General features: G+C 33.0%; 17 protein-coding genes and 1 tRNA gene. 6 read left to right on the forward strand and 12 right to left on the reverse strand.

Annotated features, from left to right (window positions below):
* Window position 1: 1 nt before the first annotated feature.
* The 6 genes from AX016_RS02560 to AX016_RS02585 all read right to left on the reverse strand — a co-directional run bounded on the left by AX016_RS02560 (window position 2) and on the right by AX016_RS02585 (window position 5819).
* Entirely contained in the window at window positions 2-853 is an 852-nt protein-coding gene (locus tag AX016_RS02560; protein WP_100894119.1) for a hypothetical protein, read from the reverse strand.
* 3 nt (window positions 854-856) lie between these two features.
* Complete coding sequence (locus AX016_RS02565; protein ID WP_100894120.1) at window positions 857-1633, reverse strand: enoyl-CoA hydratase/isomerase family protein; 777 nt, start codon at window positions 1631-1633, stop codon at window positions 857-859.
* Window positions 1634-1645: 12 nt separating this feature from the next.
* Window positions 1646-3076 (reverse strand): sensor histidine kinase, encoded by a 1431-nt coding sequence (locus AX016_RS02570; RefSeq protein WP_100894121.1) that lies wholly within the window; start codon window positions 3074-3076, stop codon window positions 1646-1648.
* Between the two features lie 122 nt (window positions 3077-3198).
* On the reverse strand, window positions 3199-3564 hold the full coding sequence (locus tag AX016_RS02575; RefSeq protein WP_100894122.1) for a hypothetical protein: 366 nt from the start codon (window positions 3562-3564) through the stop codon (window positions 3199-3201).
* Between the two features lie 66 nt (window positions 3565-3630).
* On the reverse strand, window positions 3631-4647 hold the full coding sequence (gene galE / locus AX016_RS02580) for a UDP-glucose 4-epimerase GalE (protein WP_100894123.1): 1017 nt from the start codon (window positions 4645-4647) through the stop codon (window positions 3631-3633).
* A 17-nt stretch (window positions 4648-4664) separates the two neighbouring features.
* Window positions 4665-5819, reverse strand: a complete 1155-nt coding sequence (locus tag AX016_RS02585) for a DegT/DnrJ/EryC1/StrS family aminotransferase (protein WP_100894124.1) — start codon at window positions 5817-5819, stop codon at window positions 4665-4667.
* A gap of 92 nt (window positions 5820-5911) precedes the next feature.
* On the opposite strand from AX016_RS02585, the gene AX016_RS02590 reads away from it, so the two are divergent.
* Together AX016_RS02590 and AX016_RS17385 are read left to right on the forward strand one after the other, a co-directional pair.
* Entirely contained in the window at window positions 5912-7153 is a 1242-nt protein-coding gene (locus AX016_RS02590; RefSeq protein WP_100894125.1) for a 3-deoxy-D-manno-octulosonic acid transferase, read from the forward strand.
* A gap of 78 nt (window positions 7154-7231) precedes the next feature.
* Entirely contained in the window at window positions 7232-7357 is a 126-nt protein-coding gene (locus AX016_RS17385) for a hypothetical protein (RefSeq protein WP_013621187.1), read from the forward strand.
* A 165-nt stretch (window positions 7358-7522) separates the two neighbouring features.
* Here AX016_RS17385 and AX016_RS02595 read toward each other — a convergent pair whose 3' ends face one another.
* The 4 genes from AX016_RS02595 to AX016_RS02610 all read right to left on the reverse strand — a co-directional run bounded on the left by AX016_RS02595 (window position 7523) and on the right by AX016_RS02610 (window position 13861).
* On the reverse strand, window positions 7523-8968 hold the full coding sequence (locus tag AX016_RS02595) for a TolC family protein (RefSeq protein ID WP_100894126.1): 1446 nt from the start codon (window positions 8966-8968) through the stop codon (window positions 7523-7525).
* Window positions 8961-12212, reverse strand: a complete 3252-nt coding sequence (locus AX016_RS02600; RefSeq protein WP_100894127.1) for an efflux RND transporter permease subunit — start codon at window positions 12210-12212, stop codon at window positions 8961-8963. The genes AX016_RS02595 and AX016_RS02600 overlap by 8 nt, the downstream gene beginning before the upstream one ends.
* A 23-nt stretch (window positions 12213-12235) precedes the next feature.
* Window positions 12236-13318, reverse strand: coding sequence for an efflux RND transporter periplasmic adaptor subunit (locus AX016_RS02605; protein WP_100894128.1), 1083 nt, complete (start codon window positions 13316-13318; stop codon window positions 12236-12238).
* A 141-nt stretch (window positions 13319-13459) separates the two neighbouring features.
* Entirely contained in the window at window positions 13460-13861 is a 402-nt protein-coding gene (locus tag AX016_RS02610; protein ID WP_157811064.1) for a hypothetical protein, read from the reverse strand.
* Window positions 13862-14001: 140 nt separating this feature from the next.
* Here AX016_RS02610 and AX016_RS02615 point away from each other — a divergent pair, with 140 nt between their 5' ends.
* A complete protein-coding gene (locus AX016_RS02615) occupies window positions 14002-14604 on the forward strand; it encodes an alpha-ketoglutarate-dependent dioxygenase AlkB family protein (protein ID WP_100894130.1) in 603 nt (200 codons plus the stop codon).
* 61 nt (window positions 14605-14665) lie between these two features.
* Here the strand turns inward: AX016_RS02615 and AX016_RS02620 are convergent, their stop codons facing one another.
* Together AX016_RS02620 and AX016_RS02625 are read right to left on the reverse strand one after the other, a co-directional pair.
* On the reverse strand, window positions 14666-15871 hold the full coding sequence (locus AX016_RS02620) for a thioredoxin domain-containing protein (RefSeq protein WP_100894131.1): 1206 nt from the start codon (window positions 15869-15871) through the stop codon (window positions 14666-14668).
* 223 nt (window positions 15872-16094) lie between these two features.
* Window positions 16095-16176: transfer RNA gene (locus tag AX016_RS02625), tRNA-Leu, on the reverse strand.
* A 119-nt stretch (window positions 16177-16295) separates the two neighbouring features.
* On the opposite strand from AX016_RS02625, the gene AX016_RS02630 reads away from it, so the two are divergent.
* From AX016_RS02630 to AX016_RS02640, 3 genes are all read left to right on the forward strand, one after another.
* A complete protein-coding gene (locus AX016_RS02630; protein ID WP_100894132.1) occupies window positions 16296-17684 on the forward strand; it encodes a dipeptidase in 1389 nt (462 codons plus the stop codon).
* A gap of 218 nt (window positions 17685-17902) precedes the next feature.
* Window positions 17903-18355: a hypothetical protein gene (locus AX016_RS02635; protein WP_100894133.1), complete on the forward strand. Its 453-nt coding sequence runs from the start codon at window positions 17903-17905 to the stop codon at window positions 18353-18355.
* A 204-nt stretch (window positions 18356-18559) separates the two neighbouring features.
* Entirely contained in the window at window positions 18560-18925 is a 366-nt protein-coding gene (locus AX016_RS02640; protein ID WP_038505687.1) for a BlaI/MecI/CopY family transcriptional regulator, read from the forward strand.
* Window position 18926: the final 1 nt, after the last annotated feature.

Consider the following 18926-nt stretch of genomic DNA (forward strand, 5'->3'; position numbering starts at 1 on the left):
CCTAGTTTAGCTTGTAAACATATAAATTACCGCCTGTTTTTTTTCTTGCCTCATCTGCCAAATACAGCGTTGTATTATTTATAAAGCAAACAGATTCTAGTTGTGTCCTTACTCCTAAATCTATAGACTCTACAGTTCCTGTTGTAAAATCATCGGTATTAAAATTTGTGAATTTCCAAAGCATACCGTTACCTATAAGCACAATTGTTTTCTCGTCTGGAGAAATAGCAGCAGACGTTACCCTGCTTGTACGTTCGTCTGTACCTGCCATAAAACTACCAACAAGTTCCGCTTTATACTTACCTTTAACAGCTGGCACCTTGTAAATAAGAGCTTCACCTGTAAACGGAGTAGCTCTATTTTTTGTAATTATGTAAAGATTGTTTTTCCAATAAAAAAGTGATTCTGCATCATACAACAATCCTTTTTTCTTTGGTGAAAAATCAGTTTGATCCGGATAGCTAAATTCTATTTTCTCAGCCTCTATATCATCACCTTTTATGGTATTTGGATTTGGAACTTTTAAAATCTCTAGATCATCTCTGTCACTAGCATTATTGCCAAAATCAGCTATATAAACATTTCCTTTATTGTCTTTGGTTAAATCTTCCCAATCGTGATTTTTACCATTTTTAACCTTTAGTGTTTTTTGCCAATCTCCAACAGCATTAATTTTATAAAGTTCATCTTTATTCCCCTTATCTTCAATTAACCATATATGATCTTCTCCAAAATTAACCAATCCAGATACTTCCTTAAACTCTTCAGGTATATTAGCAACTACTTTTAATTGACCATAATTACTACAGCCAACTAAAAGTAATAAACAACTTAGTCCTAAATAATTTTTCATAGACTATGCTCCTGGAAAATTTGCTTTTCTTTTTTCTAAAAATGCAGTAGTACCCTCTTTAAAATCTTCGGTCCCAAAGCAAGCACCAAAAGCCTCTATTTCTACATCATAACCATCTTTTACATAGCCAGCGTTAACCGCTTTTATTGCTGCAGAAATTGCAACAGAAGAGTTATTCGTTATTTTACCTATTAGCTTGCTGCAAAGCGGCATTAATTCTTCTTGTGTAACAACATAATTTACCAAGCCGTAGTTTAATGCTTTATCTGCAGAAATCATTCCTGCTGTCATTATAAGCTCCATAGCTCTTCCTTTGCCTACTAATTGAGGCAAACGTTGTGTACCACCATACCCTGGAATTACACCTAAAGAAACTTCTGGTAAACCCATTTTTGCATTATCACTAGCTACTCTAAAATGGCAAGCCATAGACAATTCTAAACCGCCACCTAAAGCAAAACCATTAATGGCTGCAATAACTGGTGTGCTTAAATTTTCAATTAAATTAAAAAGCTCATCTTGACCTTTACGAGCCAATTTTGCTCCTTCTTCTTCAGAAAAATCTGCAAACTCAGATATGTCTGCGCCAGCAACAAAAGCTTTCTCTCCACTACCCGTTAAAACAATTGCCTTAACACTTTTATCTGCTTCTAAATCTGTAAAAGCGGTGTGCAACTCTAAAATAGTAGCTTTATTTAAAGCATTTAATTTTTTAGGCCTGTTAATAGTTACAATTGCTGTACTCTCTTGCTGTTCAATTAAAATAGTATCAAACTTCATATTTTTTTCTTTTTATTTATTTTCTTTTGGAAAACGAACAATAAACACCGTTCCTTTATCTGGCTGAGATGTAAGTGTTATATCTCCTTTATAAGTTTCTACAATATTTTTTACCATTCCTAAACCTAATCCCATACCACTTGTTTTGGTAGTAAACTTTGGCTCAAAAACTTTATCTTTAAATTCATCTGCTATACCAACACCGTTGTCTGCCACAGATATTTTCACAAAATCATCTTCTGAAGCCACCGTAACTAAAACCCTTGGGTTGTCTACCTCTGGCACAGCTTGCATAGCATTTTTTACTAAATTAGTAACCACGCGCACTAATTGTGTACGGTCTAATTTTGCTACAATATGCTCTTCTTCTGCTATAAAGTGAATATAACTTTCATTAAAAATATCTACAGCTAATTTAACAATTTTAACTACGTTTAATGTCTCATTTTGCTGTGCAGGCATTTGTGCAAAATTAGAAAAAGCAGAAGCTATACTGCTCATAGTATCTATTTGCTGAATTAAGGTTTTAGAATAATCTGCTAGTTTTTCTTTAATATCTGGATCTTCAGGATTAAACTTACGCTCAAAACTTTGTACACTTAAGCGCATTGGTGTAAGCGGATTTTTAATCTCGTGTGCCACTTGCTTAGCCATTTCTCGCCAAGCCTGTTCTCTTTCACTCTTTGCAAGTTTTACAGCACTTTGTTCTAATTCATCAATCATCCTATTATAGGCATCTACCAAACGGCCTATTTCTTCACTAGGATTATCTATTAATATTTTAGGGTTTCTAATGCTTAAATCTGTTTTACTTAATTTGTCAGAAATTGTCTGTAAAGATCTAGTAATGTATTTTGAGGTAAAATAAGCCAAAATAATAGCTATTATTAGCATAAAAACATACACCAAACCTAATCGTAACAAAAACTCTGGAAGTTCTTTATCCTCAAAAGAAGTATCTTCTACATACTCTAATTTTAAAATACCAATATCTCTAAATTTTAAATCTTTTATAAACGTGTACGAAGACCTAAAAACCTTTTCTTCATTAGATATTTTTTCAATGTGATTAACTTCTTCTACATAACGTTGATTTTCGCTAGTTTTAAGCTTTTGAAGAACTAAAGCATCTAAACAATCTGTAACAGATGTTTTATTAAGTAATGGGTGTGAGTCAATAATTAAGCTACCTTCTAAATCATAAATGCTAAAATTTACATTCTGAATTTCTGCAATTTCAAAAATTTCATCTTTAAAAATTAAATGCAATTTTTCTGTAATTCGCTCAAAAGAAGTTTTCCTAATGGTAAGGTTTACGCTTTCTTTTATCTGCGCTTCTTTACGGTCTAAACGGTCTCTGTTATACTCTTTAGACTGTTCTCTATATTGATAAATAGTAACACCTGCTATTAGTATTGATGCCATAAGCACCAAAAACATCATAGTAATAAAGATACGCGACCTAAGTGATAGTTTTTTAAACAAGAATATAATATTTACCCTCAAATATAGCAATTATTAAGCCAAAATAGGCCGCTTAAAAAACTTCTTAAATACAGGTGTACTTAGCTAGAATATTGATTTTTATACCACACTTTTTGCCACTCTCTTTTTAAAATTAAAAAAGCTACCTGATCTGCTACTTCTACCGCATCTGTAACTTGTATTTTTTTAAGAGTTTGCTCAGGTATGTCTATAATGTAAAGCAGATTTAAATATTCTGTAAAACGCTCTAAAAGTAGTTGGTAAATTTTTTCTCGTAATGCAGCAGTTAATTCTTGCGGAGAAATTGTATTGTTTTCTTGTAACAAGCTAAAGTCTATATTAGCTAAACTAAAGTCTTTTTGCAGTTGAGCAACCAAGTTATTATATAAGTTTTGGTTACTTACAGTAGTTAAAAGAGTGTCGGTATCTGGATAATTAAATGTCATCTCTTTTATGTACGCACAAAAAGAAAGTATGGTTTATTTCTAAACCATACTTTACTATTTTTAACACTATTTTCTAATTTTTTGCTCCCAGTCCCAGGCAGATTTCATAGCTTCATCCAAAGTAGATTCTGCTTTCCAACCTAAAACGGTATTTGCTTTTGTGGTATCTGCATAGGCAGTAGTAATATCTCCTGGTCTACGGTCTACAATTTTGTAATTTAATTTTTTACCAGACACACGCTCAAAACTCTGTATTGCCTCTAACACAGAACTTCCTGTTCCTGTACCAACATTAAAAACCTCATAATTACTATCATTATTACCAGCAATTAAACGTTCTAATGCTACTACGTGTGCTTTTGCTAAATCTACAACATGAATATAATCTCTAATACAAGTACCATCTGCAGTAGGGTAATCTCCTCCAAAAACAGACAATTGCTCTCTAATACCAGCTCCTGTTTGTGTAATAAAAGGAACCAAATTTTGCGGTACACCAATAGGTAATTCGCCTATTTCTGTGCTAGGATGTGCACCCATAGGATTAAAATAACGCAATGCTATTGCATTTAAAGCAGGTACAACTTTACACGTATCTCTTATTATTTCTTCGCCCATTTGCTTGGTATTACCATAAGGAGACTCCGCCTCTTTAACTGGCGCACTTTCTGTAATTGGCATTTTATCTGCCTGGCCGTATACTGTACAAGAAGAACTAAAAATAAAATTAGCTTTCTGCATACCAGACAACTCTTGCAATAAGTACACTAATGTTCCTATATTGTTTTCATAATACAGTAATGGTTTTTCTACACTTTCACCTACAGCTTTAGATGCTGCAAAATGTATAACACCAGCAATATTAGAATGACGTTTAAAAAAATCTTGAACCTTAGGTTTTTCTTTTAAATCGAACTTTTCAAAAGTTGGTTTTGTACCCGTTATAGCAACAATACCATCTAGCACTTTTTCTGAAGAATTAGATAAATCATCAATAATAACGACTTCAAAACCCTTGTTTTGTAATTCTACCACAGTGTGCGAACCAATAAAGCCTAATCCGCCAGTTACTAATATTTTCATCTATTTCTATATTTTGGTTAGTTATTTAAAAACTCTAAAACCGCATCTGTGATGTATGTAATTTGCTCATCATCTAACTCGGTATGCATTGGTAAAGAAATCACTTCTTTTACAAGTTGGTTTGTAACAGGAAAATCTGCTTCATTATACCTACTATCTTTATATGCTTTTTGCAAGTGTAGTGGAATTGGGTAATACACACCACAAGGAATATCTTTAGACTGCAAATGTTTTACAAGAGCATCTCTGTCATTGTTTTTTATTTGCAATGTATATTGATGAAATACGTGACAATCACAAACACAAGTGTCAGAAGAACAACATACTGCCATTTTAGGCGTAACAATATCTTTATGGTTTGCTAAAGCCATAGAGTACTTTAATGCTGCAGCTCTACGTTTTTGGTTGTATGTATCTAAATTGGGTAGTTTGGCTCTTAAAACTGCCGCTTGTATAGAGTCTAACCTAGAGTTTACACCAACAACATCATGGTGGTAACGCTCGTACATTCCGTGATTTACAACACCTCTTAATGTATGGGCTAACTCATCATCATTTGTAAAAATAGCACCACCATCTCCGTAAGCGCCTAAGTTTTTAGAAGGAAAAAAAGAGGTTGCAGAAACGTGTCCCATTGTACCAGCTTTTTTCTTTACACAATCTTTACCAATATAACTTGCGCCAATAGCTTGTGCATTATCTTCAATTACATATAAATTGTGTTTTTCTGCAATTTCTAAAATAGCATCCATATTTGCACATTGTCCAAATAAATGTACAGGTACAATTGCCTTAGTTTTTGGCGTAATTGCTTTTTCTATGGCAACGGGGTCTATGTTAAACGTATCTGGTTCAACATCTACCAAAACAGGCGTTAATTGCAATAATGCAATAACCTCAACTGTAGCCGCAAAAGTAAAATCTGCAGTAATAACCTCATCACCTGGTTGTAAACCAAGACCCATCATTGCAATTTGTAAAGCATCTGTACCATTTGCACAAGGTATCATATGTTTAACACCCAAATAGCCCTCCATTTCTTTTTGTAATGCGTGTACTTCCGGACCATTAATAAATGCTGATGTCTCTAATATCTGAGCTATAGAAGTGTTTACTTGCTCTTTTATATCTTGGTATTGACCTTTAAGGTCTACCATCTGAATTTTTTTCATTACCTTAATTTGAAAGGTAAATTTACAAAAATACCAATGGGCAACAATGAAATTAATGAAAGAAACGTATTTTTACGACAAATAAACATTAGGTGCATCTTTTATATAACATTGTAGTACATATTGCCTCATTTTTAGTTAAAGTTATAGCCAATTTTAATCCAAAAATTAAACTCTTTGTTCAGGGACGTAAAGACATTTACAAGAGATTAGAAAAAAGTATACACAAAACAGATAATGTAATTTGGATACATACTGCCTCTTTAGGAGAATACGAGCAAGGCCTACCTATTATTGAAAAAACAAAAGAAGAATATCCTACTTATAAAATTGTAGTTACCTTTTTTTCTCCCTCTGGTTATGAGGTTAAAAAAAATGATGACATTGCAGATGCTATTGTTTACTTACCATTAGACACGCTAAAAAATGCAAAGAAATTTATAGCAGCTGTAAACCCTAAACTTGCCATTTTTGTGAAATATGAGATTTGGCCAAACCACCTTAAAGTTTTAAAAGAAAAACAAACACCTACACTTTTAGTTTCTGCTTACTTTAAAAAAGAGCAATCGTTTTTTAAATGGTATGGCGGGTTTATGCGTAAAAGCCTAACTGCTTTTACACACTTTTTTGTGCAAGACAACCACTCCAAAGAGTTACTAAAAAATATAAATTACAACAACTGTACAATTGTTGGCGACACTAGATTTGACCGTGTTTCTAAAATATTAGAACAAGACAATACATTGGATTTTATGAGCAGTTTTGCACAAAACAAAACCTGTGTAGTAGCTGGTAGTACTTGGCCAAATGGGCAGTTATTTTTATCAACCTATATAAATAATACAACTGTAGAAAACGTAAAGTTTGTAATTGCCCCACACAATATTATTGACTCTCAAATACAAGAATTAAAAAAAAGTATACAAAAAAAAGTAGTTTTATTTTCTGAAATTAATGGCAGAGACATTTCTTCTTTTGAGGTTTTAATAATTGATACCATTGGCATTTTAACTAAAGTATATAGTTATGCAAACATTGCTTACGTAGGTGGTGGTTTTACAAAAGGTGGTTTACACAATACTTTAGAACCTGCTGTTTTTGGAGTTCCTATTATCATTGGCCCTATTTACAAGGGATTTAAAGAAGCTGAAGATTTAGTCCAACTAAAAGGAATTTTACCTACTGCAAACCAAAATGAATTTACGGATACTTTAAACCAGCTAATTTTAAAAAAGGAATATTACAACACAACAGCAGTAATTAATAAAAATTATGTTGCTAAAAATATTGGCGCTACAGAAAAAATAGCATCATACATAGCCACACTACTCTAAAATACAACTTACTGATTTACAGTTGCTAAAATTGTTAAAGTCGATTTTAATTTGTAAATTACTAGAAACTATTGAGATATGAAAGAATTAACTGTTGGCACAAAAGTCTTAAACAGTTTCCTAGGCGCAATGGTTGTTGTACTTATTGCAATATTAATTGCCGTTGTAGGATGCTTAATTTTGGCTGCCGTAGGTGTCTTATAAAAAAGACATAAAAGCACTTTCCCCACGTCTTGTTTTTGAATTTAGCTTTAAAACGCTATAAATTATAATAAAAAAAGCCCTTCAGTTTAGAAGGGCTTTTTCGTTGAAAAAGTAGAGAACTAAAAAACTTTAACAACTAACTTAAAAAACATAACAATTAAAAAACTAATTCCATCCGCCACCTAAAGCGTGGTATATATTTACGTGCGCTAGCATTTGTGCTTTTTTGGTTTCTACTAGTTCTATTTTTGCCTCTAAAGCATCACGCTGTGTTAGTAATACCTCCATATAATCTGCTCTTGCAGACCTAAATAATTTATTAGAAATTTCTATAGACTCTGTTAACGCATTTACTTCTTGCTGCTTTACCTCAAAACTTTTTTTAAGGTTTTTTATGTTAGACAATTGGTTTGTGGTTTCTATGTAACCGTTTAAAATGGCCTTTTCATACTCGTACACCGCTTTTATTTGTTTTTTGTTTGCATTTTTATAAGCAGCCTTAATAGCATTACGGTTTATTAGCGGTGCAATAACATCACCAACAACATTATAAAGTACAGACTCTGGCGTTTTTGTTAAAAACTTAGGCTTAAAAGCCTCAAAACCTACTCCTGCTTTTATACCAATTGAAGGATAAAAATTAGCCTTGGCTACTTTTATGTTCAACTTATTAGCCGCTAACTCATATTCCGCACGCTTAATATCTGGTCTGTTTTGTAGCAACTGACTTGGTATACCTGCGTGTACAGGATTAGTAAAAATTTCTACAAAATTTGTTGTGGTTCTTTTAATATGCTTAGGATAAGACCCCATTAGAAAACAAATTTTATTTTCTACCTCTGTAATCTGTTGCTGTATTTGATATCTAGAACTTTGGTTTTTTAATACCTCAGCTTCAAAACGTTTAACACCCAATTCTGTTGCTCTAGCAGCTTGTTTTTGCAGCTTAACAATTTCTAACACATTATTTTGAATAGCTATATTCTGGTCTATTATTTTAAGCTGATTGTCTAAAGCTAAAAGCTCATAGTATGAAGAAGCAATTTCAGAAACCAAATTAGTTACCATAAAATTTTTACCCTCTTCTGAAGCTAAATACTCTAACACAGCAGCTTTTTTAGAGTTTCTAAGCTTTTTCCAAACGTCTAATTCCCAAGATGCAACAGCTGCTACTTGATAATTGGGTAATGGCTCTGGGAATTCTTCTCCCTCTCTAATATCTGTAGTAGCGTCATTAGCACCTTGACTAGTGTAACGCCCCACTTTTTCTACCTCTGCTCCTGCCTGTATGTTTACAAATGGTAAATACTCACCTTTTCTAACCATAATTTCATTTTTAGACACCTGCACTTCTTGCAACATAATATTTAGCTCTTGGTTGTTTACCAAAGCGGTATCTATAATTGCTTTTAAATTGGGATCAGAAAAATACTGATCCCATTTCATAACAGCAGAATTTACAGTGTCTGTAGTTGCGTTATTATATACAGTTGGCACTGTAATATTTTCATTTTTTATTTCTCTTGTTGGAACGCAAGAGTATACTACTAAAAATGAAACCAACACAAACACATGTACAAACCTTATTTTTAATAATTTGATGTTACTCATTTTTATTATTTTTTCTTAATTTATTTAGAATTCTTGTAAGCTTGTTAATACTTTTTGTATTAGCTTTTGTTTGACTTTCACCTTCTGATATTTCAATAAGTTCTTCAGATAGTGGTGCTGTTTCTTCATCTTTTATAAGACTACGACCATCTGCCATTTTTGCAAATACATAATACAAACCAGGAATTACAAGCACTCCAAAAACAGTACCTATAAGCATACCTCCTAAGGCAGACCCACCAATTGTTCTGTTTCCTATTGCACCAGCTCCACTAGCAATTATTAACGGAATTAAACCTGCTACAAAGGCAAAAGATGTCATTAAAATTGGTCTAAACCTCATTTTAGAACTTATAATAGCGGCTTCTAAAATAGAAGCTCCTTCTCTTCTTTTTTGAACAGCAAACTCTACAATAAGCACGGCATTTTTACCTAACAAACCAACCAGCATTATCATACCAATTTGTGCATAAACATCATTAGAAAGTCCCATCACTTTTAGTAAGAAGAACGAACCAAAAATACCTACTGGCAATGATAGTATTACGGCTAACGGAAGTAAAAAACTTTCATACTGCGCTGCCAACACTAAGTATACAAACACTAAAACAATGGCAAAAATGTAAATAGACTCGTTACCTCTACTGGCTTCATCATAAGACAATCCTTCCCAAGCAACATCATAACCACGAGGTAAAGATTCTTTAGCTACTTCCTTTATTGCATTAATAGCATCGCCACTAGTATAACCAGGAGCCGGAAGCCCTCTAATTGCTGCAGAATTATACAGGTTATACCTAGTAATTTCATTAGGACCAAGACCTTTTTCTATGGTCATAAACGCAGAATACGGTACCATTTTACCTTCTTCACTCTTTACAAAAAGCTTTTCTAAATCTGATGGTAAGCTTCTATATTCTGGAGCTGCTTGTGTATATACTTTAAAGAACCTACCAAACCTAATAAATCCTTGTTCATAGGTACTACCTATTAAAATATTTAGGTTTTCCATAGCTGCACCAATAGACACTCCTTTTTGCATTGCTGCTTTATTATCTATTTTAAGTTTATACTGCGGATAGTTAGCTGCGTAAAAAGTAAACAAACCACTTAACTCTTTACGTTTGCCTAAAGCCTCCATAAAGTTGTTGTTTATTTTCTCGAACTCGTGATAATCTGTACCATTGGTTTTATCTAATAAACGCATAGAAAATCCGCCAGAAGAACCAAAACCAGGAACAGCAGGAGGCTCAAAGTACTCTATAATTGCGCCTAAATCTTGTGTTTCCTCTTCTAACTTTTCCATGATATCGTGTACAGAGTTTTCTCTTTCTGACCACGGCTTAAGGTTAATTAAACACGTCCCAGAGTTAGATCCACGACCTTCTGTCATAATTTCATATCCTGCTAAAGAAGAAACAGATGCAACACCTTCCATTTCCTCACAAATAGCTTGTAGTTTTTTAGCAACTTCATTGGTACGCTCTAAAGTTGCTCCCGGAGGCGTTTGTATAATAGCGTATATCATCCCTTGATCTTCATTAGGAATAAAACCTGCCGGCAGCACTTTGTTTGTTACAAAAATACCCACACAAAATGCTATTAAAATACCAAAAGTCACAACCCTTCTGTTTACTATGTATTTTAAAAAACCAACATACTTCCCTGTTAATTTTTCAAAACCATTATTAAACCAATCTATAAATTTATCTATAGGCGATTTCTTTTTAGGTTTACCATGATTATTTTTAAGCATCATAGCACATAAAACCGGAGTTAAAGTTAATGCTACAATAGCCGAAATTACAATTGCACCAGCCATTGTTATAGAAAACTGTCTGTAGAAAACACCAACTGGTCCACTCATAAATGAAATTGGAATAAAAACCGATGTCATTACTAAAGTAATTGCGACAATAGCACCACCTAGCTCACCAAGCACCGCATAAGATGCCTTAAATGGCGTTAAGTTTTCTTCTTCCATTTTAACGTGCACACCCTCTACCACAACAATAGCATTATCTACCACAATACCTATGGCGAGTACCAATGCAAATAGCGTAATCATATTTATAGACAAGCCAAATAATTGCATTATAAAGAAAGTACCAATTAAAGATACCGGTACGGCTATAATTGGAATTAAAGTAGATCTCCAGTCTCCTAAAAACAAGAACACTACAATAGCAACAAGAATAAAAGCATCTCTAAGTGTATGCAATACTTGCTCTATAGAAGCATCTAAGAAGTTAGATACATCATAACTAATTTTATAATCTATTCCTGGAGGTAAATCTGCTTTTAATTCCTTAAGTTTATCTTTTACAGATGCTATTACATCACTACCATTACTACCAAAGGTTTGCTTTAATACAATAGATGCAGATGGCTTACCATCTAGATTAGAATAAATATCAAAAAACTCACTACCAAGTTCTACATCTGCAATATCTTTTAATTTAAGAATTTCTCCTTCTTCATTGGCCTTAATAATTATATCTTTATACTGGTCTGGTTCACTATACCTATCTTGGTACACCAGTGTATATTCTAGTGATTGCGATTTTTTACCAGAGCTTCTACCAATTCTACCAGGCCTAGCCAAAATACTTTGCTCTTCCATTGCCTTTAAAACCTCTTCAGCAGACACATTATATGCTCGCATACGATCTGGTTTTAACCACACACGCATAGCATACTTACGGCTACCTAAAATTTTAGCACTTGCAATACCGTCTATACGTTGTATTTCGGGTACCATTTTGGTGTAAGCATAATTGTATAAAAACTTTTCGTCTGTATGCTTTTTATTGCTGTATAAGTTAACATACATAAGCATACTAGGTTGTACAGGAGTAATAATTACACCTTCACGCTGTACCAATTCTGGTAGCAAAGGCATTACTTGATCTACACGTGTTTTTATTTTAACAACAGCCTCGCTTGGATCTGTACCTGGTTCAAAAATTACACGTAAAGTTCCTTCTCCAGCACTTGTTGCATCAGAAGCAATGTAACGCATACCTTGTACTCCGTTTATAGAAGTCTCTAAAGGAACTAAAGTTGATTTTACCAACACATCTGCACTTGCTCCAGGGTAAGCAATAAAAATATTTACCGTGGTTGGTGCAATTTGTGGAAACTGAGATATGGGCAATTGGTTTATTGCTAACAAACCTGTAAAAATTATAATTACAGAAATAACAATAGCCAATACCGGTCTATGTATAAATTTACTAAACATATTTTTATAGTTACATTTTGTAATTACTCTGCGTACAGATCTAATTTGTTTAACACCTCATTAGGTTCTAAAAACTTTGTGTGTATTTTTTCGTTGTTTTTTACCATACGTAAGCCCTCTAATAAAATTTTATCTTTAGTAGATAAGCCTTTATTAACTATAAATAAGTTTGGTAAAGTAGCTTCAATTTCTATTTCTCTTTGTTTTACAACTCCGTCTGCATCTATAACATAAACGTAGCTTTTATCTAAAATTTCAAAAATTGCTTTTTGTGGTATTAGCAAGGCATCATCAAAAGGAACAGACATAAGCACACTACCTGTTTCTCCGTGTCTTAGTATTTTATCTGGATTAGGAAATGTTGCTCTAAACGCAATGTTACCTGTTTGGTTATTAAATTCACCCTCTATTGTTTCTACAATACCAGGCTGGTTAAACATTTTGTTGTTTGCCATAACCAAGCTTACCTCTTTAGCTCTTGCTTTTCCTGTATTAGTAATATAGTCTAGGTACTCTGCTTCTGGCACATTAAAATACACCCACATTTTACTATTGTCAGATAAGGTGGTTAGTTTTTCTCCTTCATCTAAAAGACTACCTTCCCTAACCTCTAAATGATCTATAATGCCATCAAAAGGAGCTCTAATATCTGTAAAACCTAAATGTGTTTGCGTTAAAAACACCTCTGCTTTAGCTTTATCCAATTCGGCTTTAGACATTGCTAATTCGTTACTAGAAACCACATTACTATCTGCTAATAGTTTTGTGTTTTTATATTCTATTTCTGCTACTTCTGCCTCTGCTTTTGCTTTTTGCAAATCTGCCTGATATACGTTTGGCATTACATTAAACAATTTTTGACCTTTTTTTACAAACTGTCCTTCATCTATAGAAATATGCTTTAAATACCCTTTTTCTAAAGCTCTTAATTCTATGTGGCGAATAGAATGAATTTGACACACATAGTCTTTTTTAATAACAGTGTCTTTTTTAATAGGGTTGGTCACAAGAAATGTAGATTCCTCTTTTTTCTCTTCCTTTTTAGACTCACAGCTGGCAAAACAAAGCACAAGCAATAGGCCTATGAGTGTAGAAGTTCTCCTCATAATACGATTGATTTTTTAAGTAATTGATTGTTAAAATTTGGCAGAAGCACGTAGCTATTTTATACGAGCTATGCCGTTGTCATTAGACAAATAAAAAAGTGGTGTTTAAAAGCAACAGTGGTTTAGCTGCCTTTTAGTTTTCTAAATTAGAAGTACTTGATATCTAATATAGGTTTTAGCTGCATTTTGTAGTATAAAATGAGCTAGTGTATTTGTTTTTGTAGGTTTTAAGCAGGATAGTTCAAAGTTTTTTGCATAAAAAAAGGCAACTTTAAAATTGCCATTGTCTTTACTTATTTTTTCTGAAGCAATATTTTCTGTTACTTCTTCTTCATCTACTTCTATTACTTCTGCAGCAAAGTCTTTATGTTGCTCTATAATAGGTAACTCTAACTCTGCACCTAATGTATTTACAGAACTTAATTGTTCTTTAACATTTAAAATTGCGTTGTTATCTGTTGTGGTACAAGCATATAAGTTACCCAACATTGTAATAAACAATGCCAAAAGGATAGTAAACTTATTTTTAAATGCTACTTTCATACAAAGTGCAAAATAATGCGACACAAATTTACTGGGCAAAATTTTACTGTTAATAAACGTTAAAACATATTTTATTTTTAAAATAGTCATATTACAACCAATTAAAATTCATTGATTATTTTTATGCTTAGATTTTAGATATGGACTTATTTAATACAGACATACAAAAAAACATACTTCCTTTTGATGGTGAAGTGTATTATTACGGACCAATACTTTCTATAACTAAAGCCCAAGAGTATTACAGTTATTTACTTAGCAACATACAATGGGAGAATGACAAAGCTGTTATTTTTGGAAAAACCATTACAACAAAGCGTAAAGTAGCTTGGTATGCTACAAATCCGTTTAGTTATACCTACTCTAAAATTACTAAAACAGCTTTACCATGGACAAAAGAACTATTAGAACTAAAAGATTTAGTAGAGATAAAAACCGGAGAAACATTTAACTCTTGCCTATTAAACTTATACCACACAGGAGAAGAAGGTATGGCTTGGCATAGCGATGGCGAAAAAGATTTAAAAGAAAACGGGGCAATAGGCTCTTTAAGCTTTGGCGCAGAACGTAAGTTTAGTTTTAAACACAAAGAAAACAAGCAAAAAATAGACATTAATTTAGACAGAGGAAGTTTATTGGTAATGACAGGCACTACACAAAAAAACTGGTTACACAGACTACCACCAACAAAAAAGGTAAGTACACCCAGAATAAATTTAACGTTCAGAACTATTGAAAAATAATAAAACCTTCCAGTTTCCTGAAAGGCTTTTATAATCTATTTTAAAACCTAGTATATAAATACTACAAACTATCTATTCCGTTTTTAATGCTAGTTACAGAGGGATGATCGTTTAAACCACCTGCTTTTTCATTGGTTTCAAAAAATACATTAAAATGTTTTAATGCTTTTTCTTTATTACCTGCTTTTAAATACAATTTAGAAAGCAATAAATTACCCATTATTAAACCATCATTACCAGAAATCATTTTATGCCCCAATTGTAAAGCTCTATCTAACGGCTCTTTAAAACCATTAAATTTAGGGTTTGCATATACTTCATTCCCTATATCATGCAATTTATACACATAATTAGGTTTGTTTTTAAATTCTTCTGCCTCTTTTAATTTTAACTCAAACCATTTGTCAAAATCTTTTTGAGACAAGTAAAAAGTATATACTAAACCTTTCTCTAAACTAGTCTGGTATTTAGATACATTGTCTTTTTTACACAATTCAATTTCTGTATTTAATTTTTCTATAGAAGAACAAGTACTAGCTATTTTGTTTAAGTGTCTGCTTATAGCTCCGTTTAAAACAGAAAAATACTGAGTAGAATCTACCTTATTTAACAGCTTAGCTTTATTCTCTAAAACGTAATTATACTCTTTAGATTTATATGTTACACCTGCATTAGCAACAACTTTAAACATATCTTTATTTGCAAATTTTTCAATTGGCAAACTAGCCAATAATTCTTTAGATACCTGTGCACTTTTTCCTTTATTGTACGCTTCATCTAAACTCTTTATGTAACTTAAAACAAAGTCTAAATCTCTATCTCCGCTTGCATAACGTGCAGCTACACTTGTACTTCTTTTATTGGGATCTAGAGCATCTTTTCCTCCTTGTATTAAATCATTAGCCTGTTTACCGCCCACCATTTTATGCACAACTTTTCCGTTAGCATTTAAAAACAGTAACGTAGGAAAAGCAGTAACCGTGTATTTAGATGCAATACCAATACCCTCGCCTTTTTCACAATCAATTTTTATACTCACAAAATTTTCATTAAAAAATTCCCCAACCTTCTCTTGCGGAAAAATTTCTTTTGTCATCCACTTACAAGGCCCACACCATGTAGTATATGTGTCTACAAAAACTAATTTATTTTCTTTTTGCGCCTTGTCTAAAGCCTCTTGTAAAGTACCGTGCTCAAAATTAATTCCCTGAGAGAAAACTGTAATGGTCATTAAACCAAATAAAAGTAAAACTGCTATTTTTTTCATATTGTTAGGTAGTTATTTACTTAATTCTAAATTAAAATTAAGTGAGTTAGTTCGTAAAAAATTATAATACGTATACCCCTATGAAGCATTTTAACCACCTGCCCCTTGTTAAAAAATGTTAATATTGCTTTATCCCTAACAAACTAGCAACTATTTAAACCTCTTAAACCAAAGATTTTAAAACCAAAAAAGCCTCTCAGTTTCCTGAAAGGCTTTTTGTTTGTACAGGCGGAGAGACTCGAACTCTCACACCTCGCGGCACTAGATCCTAAGTCTAGCGTGTCTACCAATTCCACCACGCCTGCATTTTTCAACTAACAATTTTGCTAATTGGGTTGCAAATATAATGCAAAAAATCAATTTTGAAATACTTAATCATAAAAACTTCTTTTTTTGTACATTTATACTTTATCAAAAACATATTATGCAAGACGTAAAAAGCTTTATAGATAGCAATAAAGACAGATTATTAAATGAACTTATAGAACTTTTAAAAATTCCATCTGTTAGTGCAGATCCTGCGTATGCACATGATGTACTTACTACAGCAGATGCTGTTAAAGCTGCTTTAGAAAAAGCTGGCTGTGACACGGTAGAAATATGCGAAACTCAAGGTTTTCCTATTGTGTACGGAGAAAAGTTAATAGACCCTTCATTACCAACCATTTTAGTATACGGACATTATGATGTACAACCAGCAGACCCAATTAATTTATGGGACTCTCCACCATACGAGCCCGTAATTAAAAAAACAGAATTACACCCAGAAGGTGCAATTTTTGCTCGTGGAGCTTGTGATGATAAAGGACAAATGTATATGCACGTAAAGGCATTAGAATTTATGGTAAGCACCAACCAACTACCTTGTAACGTTAAGTTTATGATAGAGGGCGAAGAAGAAGTTGGTAGCGTAAGTCTTTCTACATTTGTAAAAGAAAACAGAGAAAAACTTAAAAACGATGTTATTTTAATTAGTGACACGGGTATGATCTCTAAAGATGTACCATCTATAACAACAGGCCTAAGAGGGTTAAGTTATGTAGAGGTAGAAGTTACAGGGCCAAATAGAGACTTACACTCTGGCTTGTATGGCGGTGCAGTTGCCAACCCAATAAACATATTAACAAAAATGATTTCGTCTTTACATGACGAGAACAACCATATTACCATACCTGGTTTTTATGACAATGTAGAAGAGCTATCTACAGAAGAGCGTGCAGAAATGGCAAAAGCACCTTTTAACTTAGACGGTTACCAAAAATCTATAGGCATAAACTCTGTTTACGGAGAAAAAGGGTACACCACTAACGAGCGCAACTCTATACGCCCAACTTTAGACGTAAACGGTATTTGGGGCGGCTACACTGGCGAAGGTGCAAAAACCGTAATAGCAAGCAAAGCATATGCAAAAATCTCTATGCGTTTGGTACCAAACCAAGACTGGGAAAACATAACAGAATTGTTCTCTAAACACTTTAAAAGTATAGCTCCAAAAGGTGTAACCATAAAAGTAAACCCACATCATGGTGGTCAAGGTTATGTTACACCAATAGACAGCATTGGATACAGAGCAGCTTCTAAAGCATACGAGACCACATTTGGCAAAACACCAATACCACAACGTAGTGGAGGTAGCATACCAATAGTTGCCTTGTTCGAGAAAGAACTACAAAGCAAAACCATACTAATGGGCTTTGGTTTAGATAGTGATGCCATACACTCTCCTAACGAACATTTTGGCATTTGGAACTATTTAAAAGGTATAGAAACCATACCTTATTTCTACAAAAATTTTACAGATATGAATTCTTAAACACAAATATAACAACATTAAAAAGTCCGTTTCTTACCAATAGAGACGGACTTTTTTTTGTGCAAATATTTTTATTAGGGCGTCCCTACGGGCAGGCTATACGTTACAAGTCCTCGCTACGCTGTGGGCTTTTCACTACTATCCTTAACGCAAAATACTAGCGTAATTACTTTCAAATAAAATAGTACATTTACAAAACCAACCTTTAAAATTTAGTTATGAAATTAAAAGTATTATCGCTTCTTGCTATTTCAATATTTGGAATAAGTAATATAGTAGGTAGAGCAAGAATTCCAATACCTTACGGAGAAGAGCAAAAAATAGTTAAAATAGTAGACCTACCAGACACAGAAGACTTTCAGTTAGACGACGGTACTTATTTTGATATTGGTAAAATGTATACCATAAGTCATATTGTCTGGTTGCCATACAGTAATACAGAGCCTATAATAACTGGCTACGTAGATGATGACACTTATGTAGAGTTATCTGCAGAAAACTTAAAAGAAATAGCAGAAATAGCAAAGGTTGAAATTCCAGAAACCGCATCTGCATCGTTTTTTGACCGTTTAGGCGGAAAAATAATTTTAGGTCTAATAGGCTTAGTTGTACTTTACGGAATATATTCTAGCTACTTTGGCAAAGACGAAGACGAAAAAGAAACAGCTTAAAATAACTGTTTACCATATTAAAAAGTCCGTTTCTATTAAAGAAACGGACTTTTTTTATACACCTAAAAAAACTACACAAGGCAATATAACTCACAAGTTTTAAGACCTTAAACACAATTACAATAACAAAATAACTAACTCTACATTTGTAGAATTCATTTTTTTATTCTACGTTTGTAGAGAACATTCTAAATATGTAGAGCTATGCAGTTATCAAAATCTGAAGAAGAACTAATGAACCACCTCTGGAAATTAGAGAAAGCATTTTTAAAAGATTTACTAGATCAATATTCAGATCCTAAACCTGCAACCACCACTGTGGCTACAATGTTAAAACGTATGGCAGACAAAAATTTTGTAGCCTACAACTTATATGGCAAATCCAGAGAATATTATCCGTTAGTAAAAAAGAAAGCCTACTTCTCTAAACACGTAAACGGCTTAATAAAAAACTTTTTTAATGATAGTGCATCACAATTTGCATCGTTCTTTACTAAAGAAACCAACCTAACAAAAGAAGAGCTGGCGCATTTAAGAGAATTAATAGACCAAGAACTTAAAAACAAATAGT

This window comes from Cellulophaga sp. RHA19 (genome assembly GCF_002813425.1).
In the GTDB taxonomy this organism is placed as follows: domain Bacteria; phylum Bacteroidota; class Bacteroidia; order Flavobacteriales; family Flavobacteriaceae; genus Cellulophaga.

What these genes read in the sequence shown, in the direction of transcription:
- AX016_RS02620 (WP_100894131.1), bottom strand. Translation starts at nt 15,871, where the DNA reads ATGAAAAAAATAGCAGTTTTACTTTTATTTGGTTTAATGACCATTACA.
- AX016_RS02565 (WP_100894120.1), bottom strand. Translation starts at nt 1,633, where the DNA reads ATGAAGTTTGATACTATTTTAATTGAACAGCAAGAGAGTACAGCAATT.
- AX016_RS02595 (WP_100894126.1), bottom strand. Translation starts at nt 8,968, where the DNA reads ATGAGTAACATCAAATTATTAAAAATAAGGTTTGTACATGTGTTTGTG.
- AX016_RS02630 (WP_100894132.1), top strand. Translation starts at nt 16,296, where the DNA reads ATGCAAGACGTAAAAAGCTTTATAGATAGCAATAAAGACAGATTATTA.
- AX016_RS02615 (WP_100894130.1), top strand. Translation starts at nt 14,002, where the DNA reads ATGGACTTATTTAATACAGACATACAAAAAAACATACTTCCTTTTGAT.
- AX016_RS02560 (WP_100894119.1), bottom strand. Translation starts at nt 853, where the DNA reads ATGAAAAATTATTTAGGACTAAGTTGTTTATTACTTTTAGTTGGCTGT.
- AX016_RS02585 (WP_100894124.1), bottom strand. Translation starts at nt 5,819, where the DNA reads ATGAAAAAAATTCAGATGGTAGACCTTAAAGGTCAATACCAAGATATA.
- galE (WP_100894123.1), bottom strand. Translation starts at nt 4,647, where the DNA reads ATGAAAATATTAGTAACTGGCGGATTAGGCTTTATTGGTTCGCACACT.
- AX016_RS17385 (WP_013621187.1), top strand. Translation starts at nt 7,232, where the DNA reads ATGAAAGAATTAACTGTTGGCACAAAAGTCTTAAACAGTTTCCTAGGC.
- AX016_RS02570 (WP_100894121.1), bottom strand. Translation starts at nt 3,076, where the DNA reads ATGATGTTTTTGGTGCTTATGGCATCAATACTAATAGCAGGTGTTACT.
- AX016_RS02605 (WP_100894128.1), bottom strand. Translation starts at nt 13,318, where the DNA reads ATGAGGAGAACTTCTACACTCATAGGCCTATTGCTTGTGCTTTGTTTT.
- AX016_RS02600 (WP_100894127.1), bottom strand. Translation starts at nt 12,212, where the DNA reads ATGTTTAGTAAATTTATACATAGACCGGTATTGGCTATTGTTATTTCT.
- AX016_RS02575 (WP_100894122.1), bottom strand. Translation starts at nt 3,564, where the DNA reads ATGACATTTAATTATCCAGATACCGACACTCTTTTAACTACTGTAAGT.
- AX016_RS02635 (WP_100894133.1), top strand. Translation starts at nt 17,903, where the DNA reads ATGAAATTAAAAGTATTATCGCTTCTTGCTATTTCAATATTTGGAATA.
- AX016_RS02610 (WP_157811064.1), bottom strand. Translation starts at nt 13,861, where the DNA reads ATGAAAGTAGCATTTAAAAATAAGTTTACTATCCTTTTGGCATTGTTT.
- AX016_RS02640 (WP_038505687.1), top strand. Translation starts at nt 18,560, where the DNA reads ATGCAGTTATCAAAATCTGAAGAAGAACTAATGAACCACCTCTGGAAA.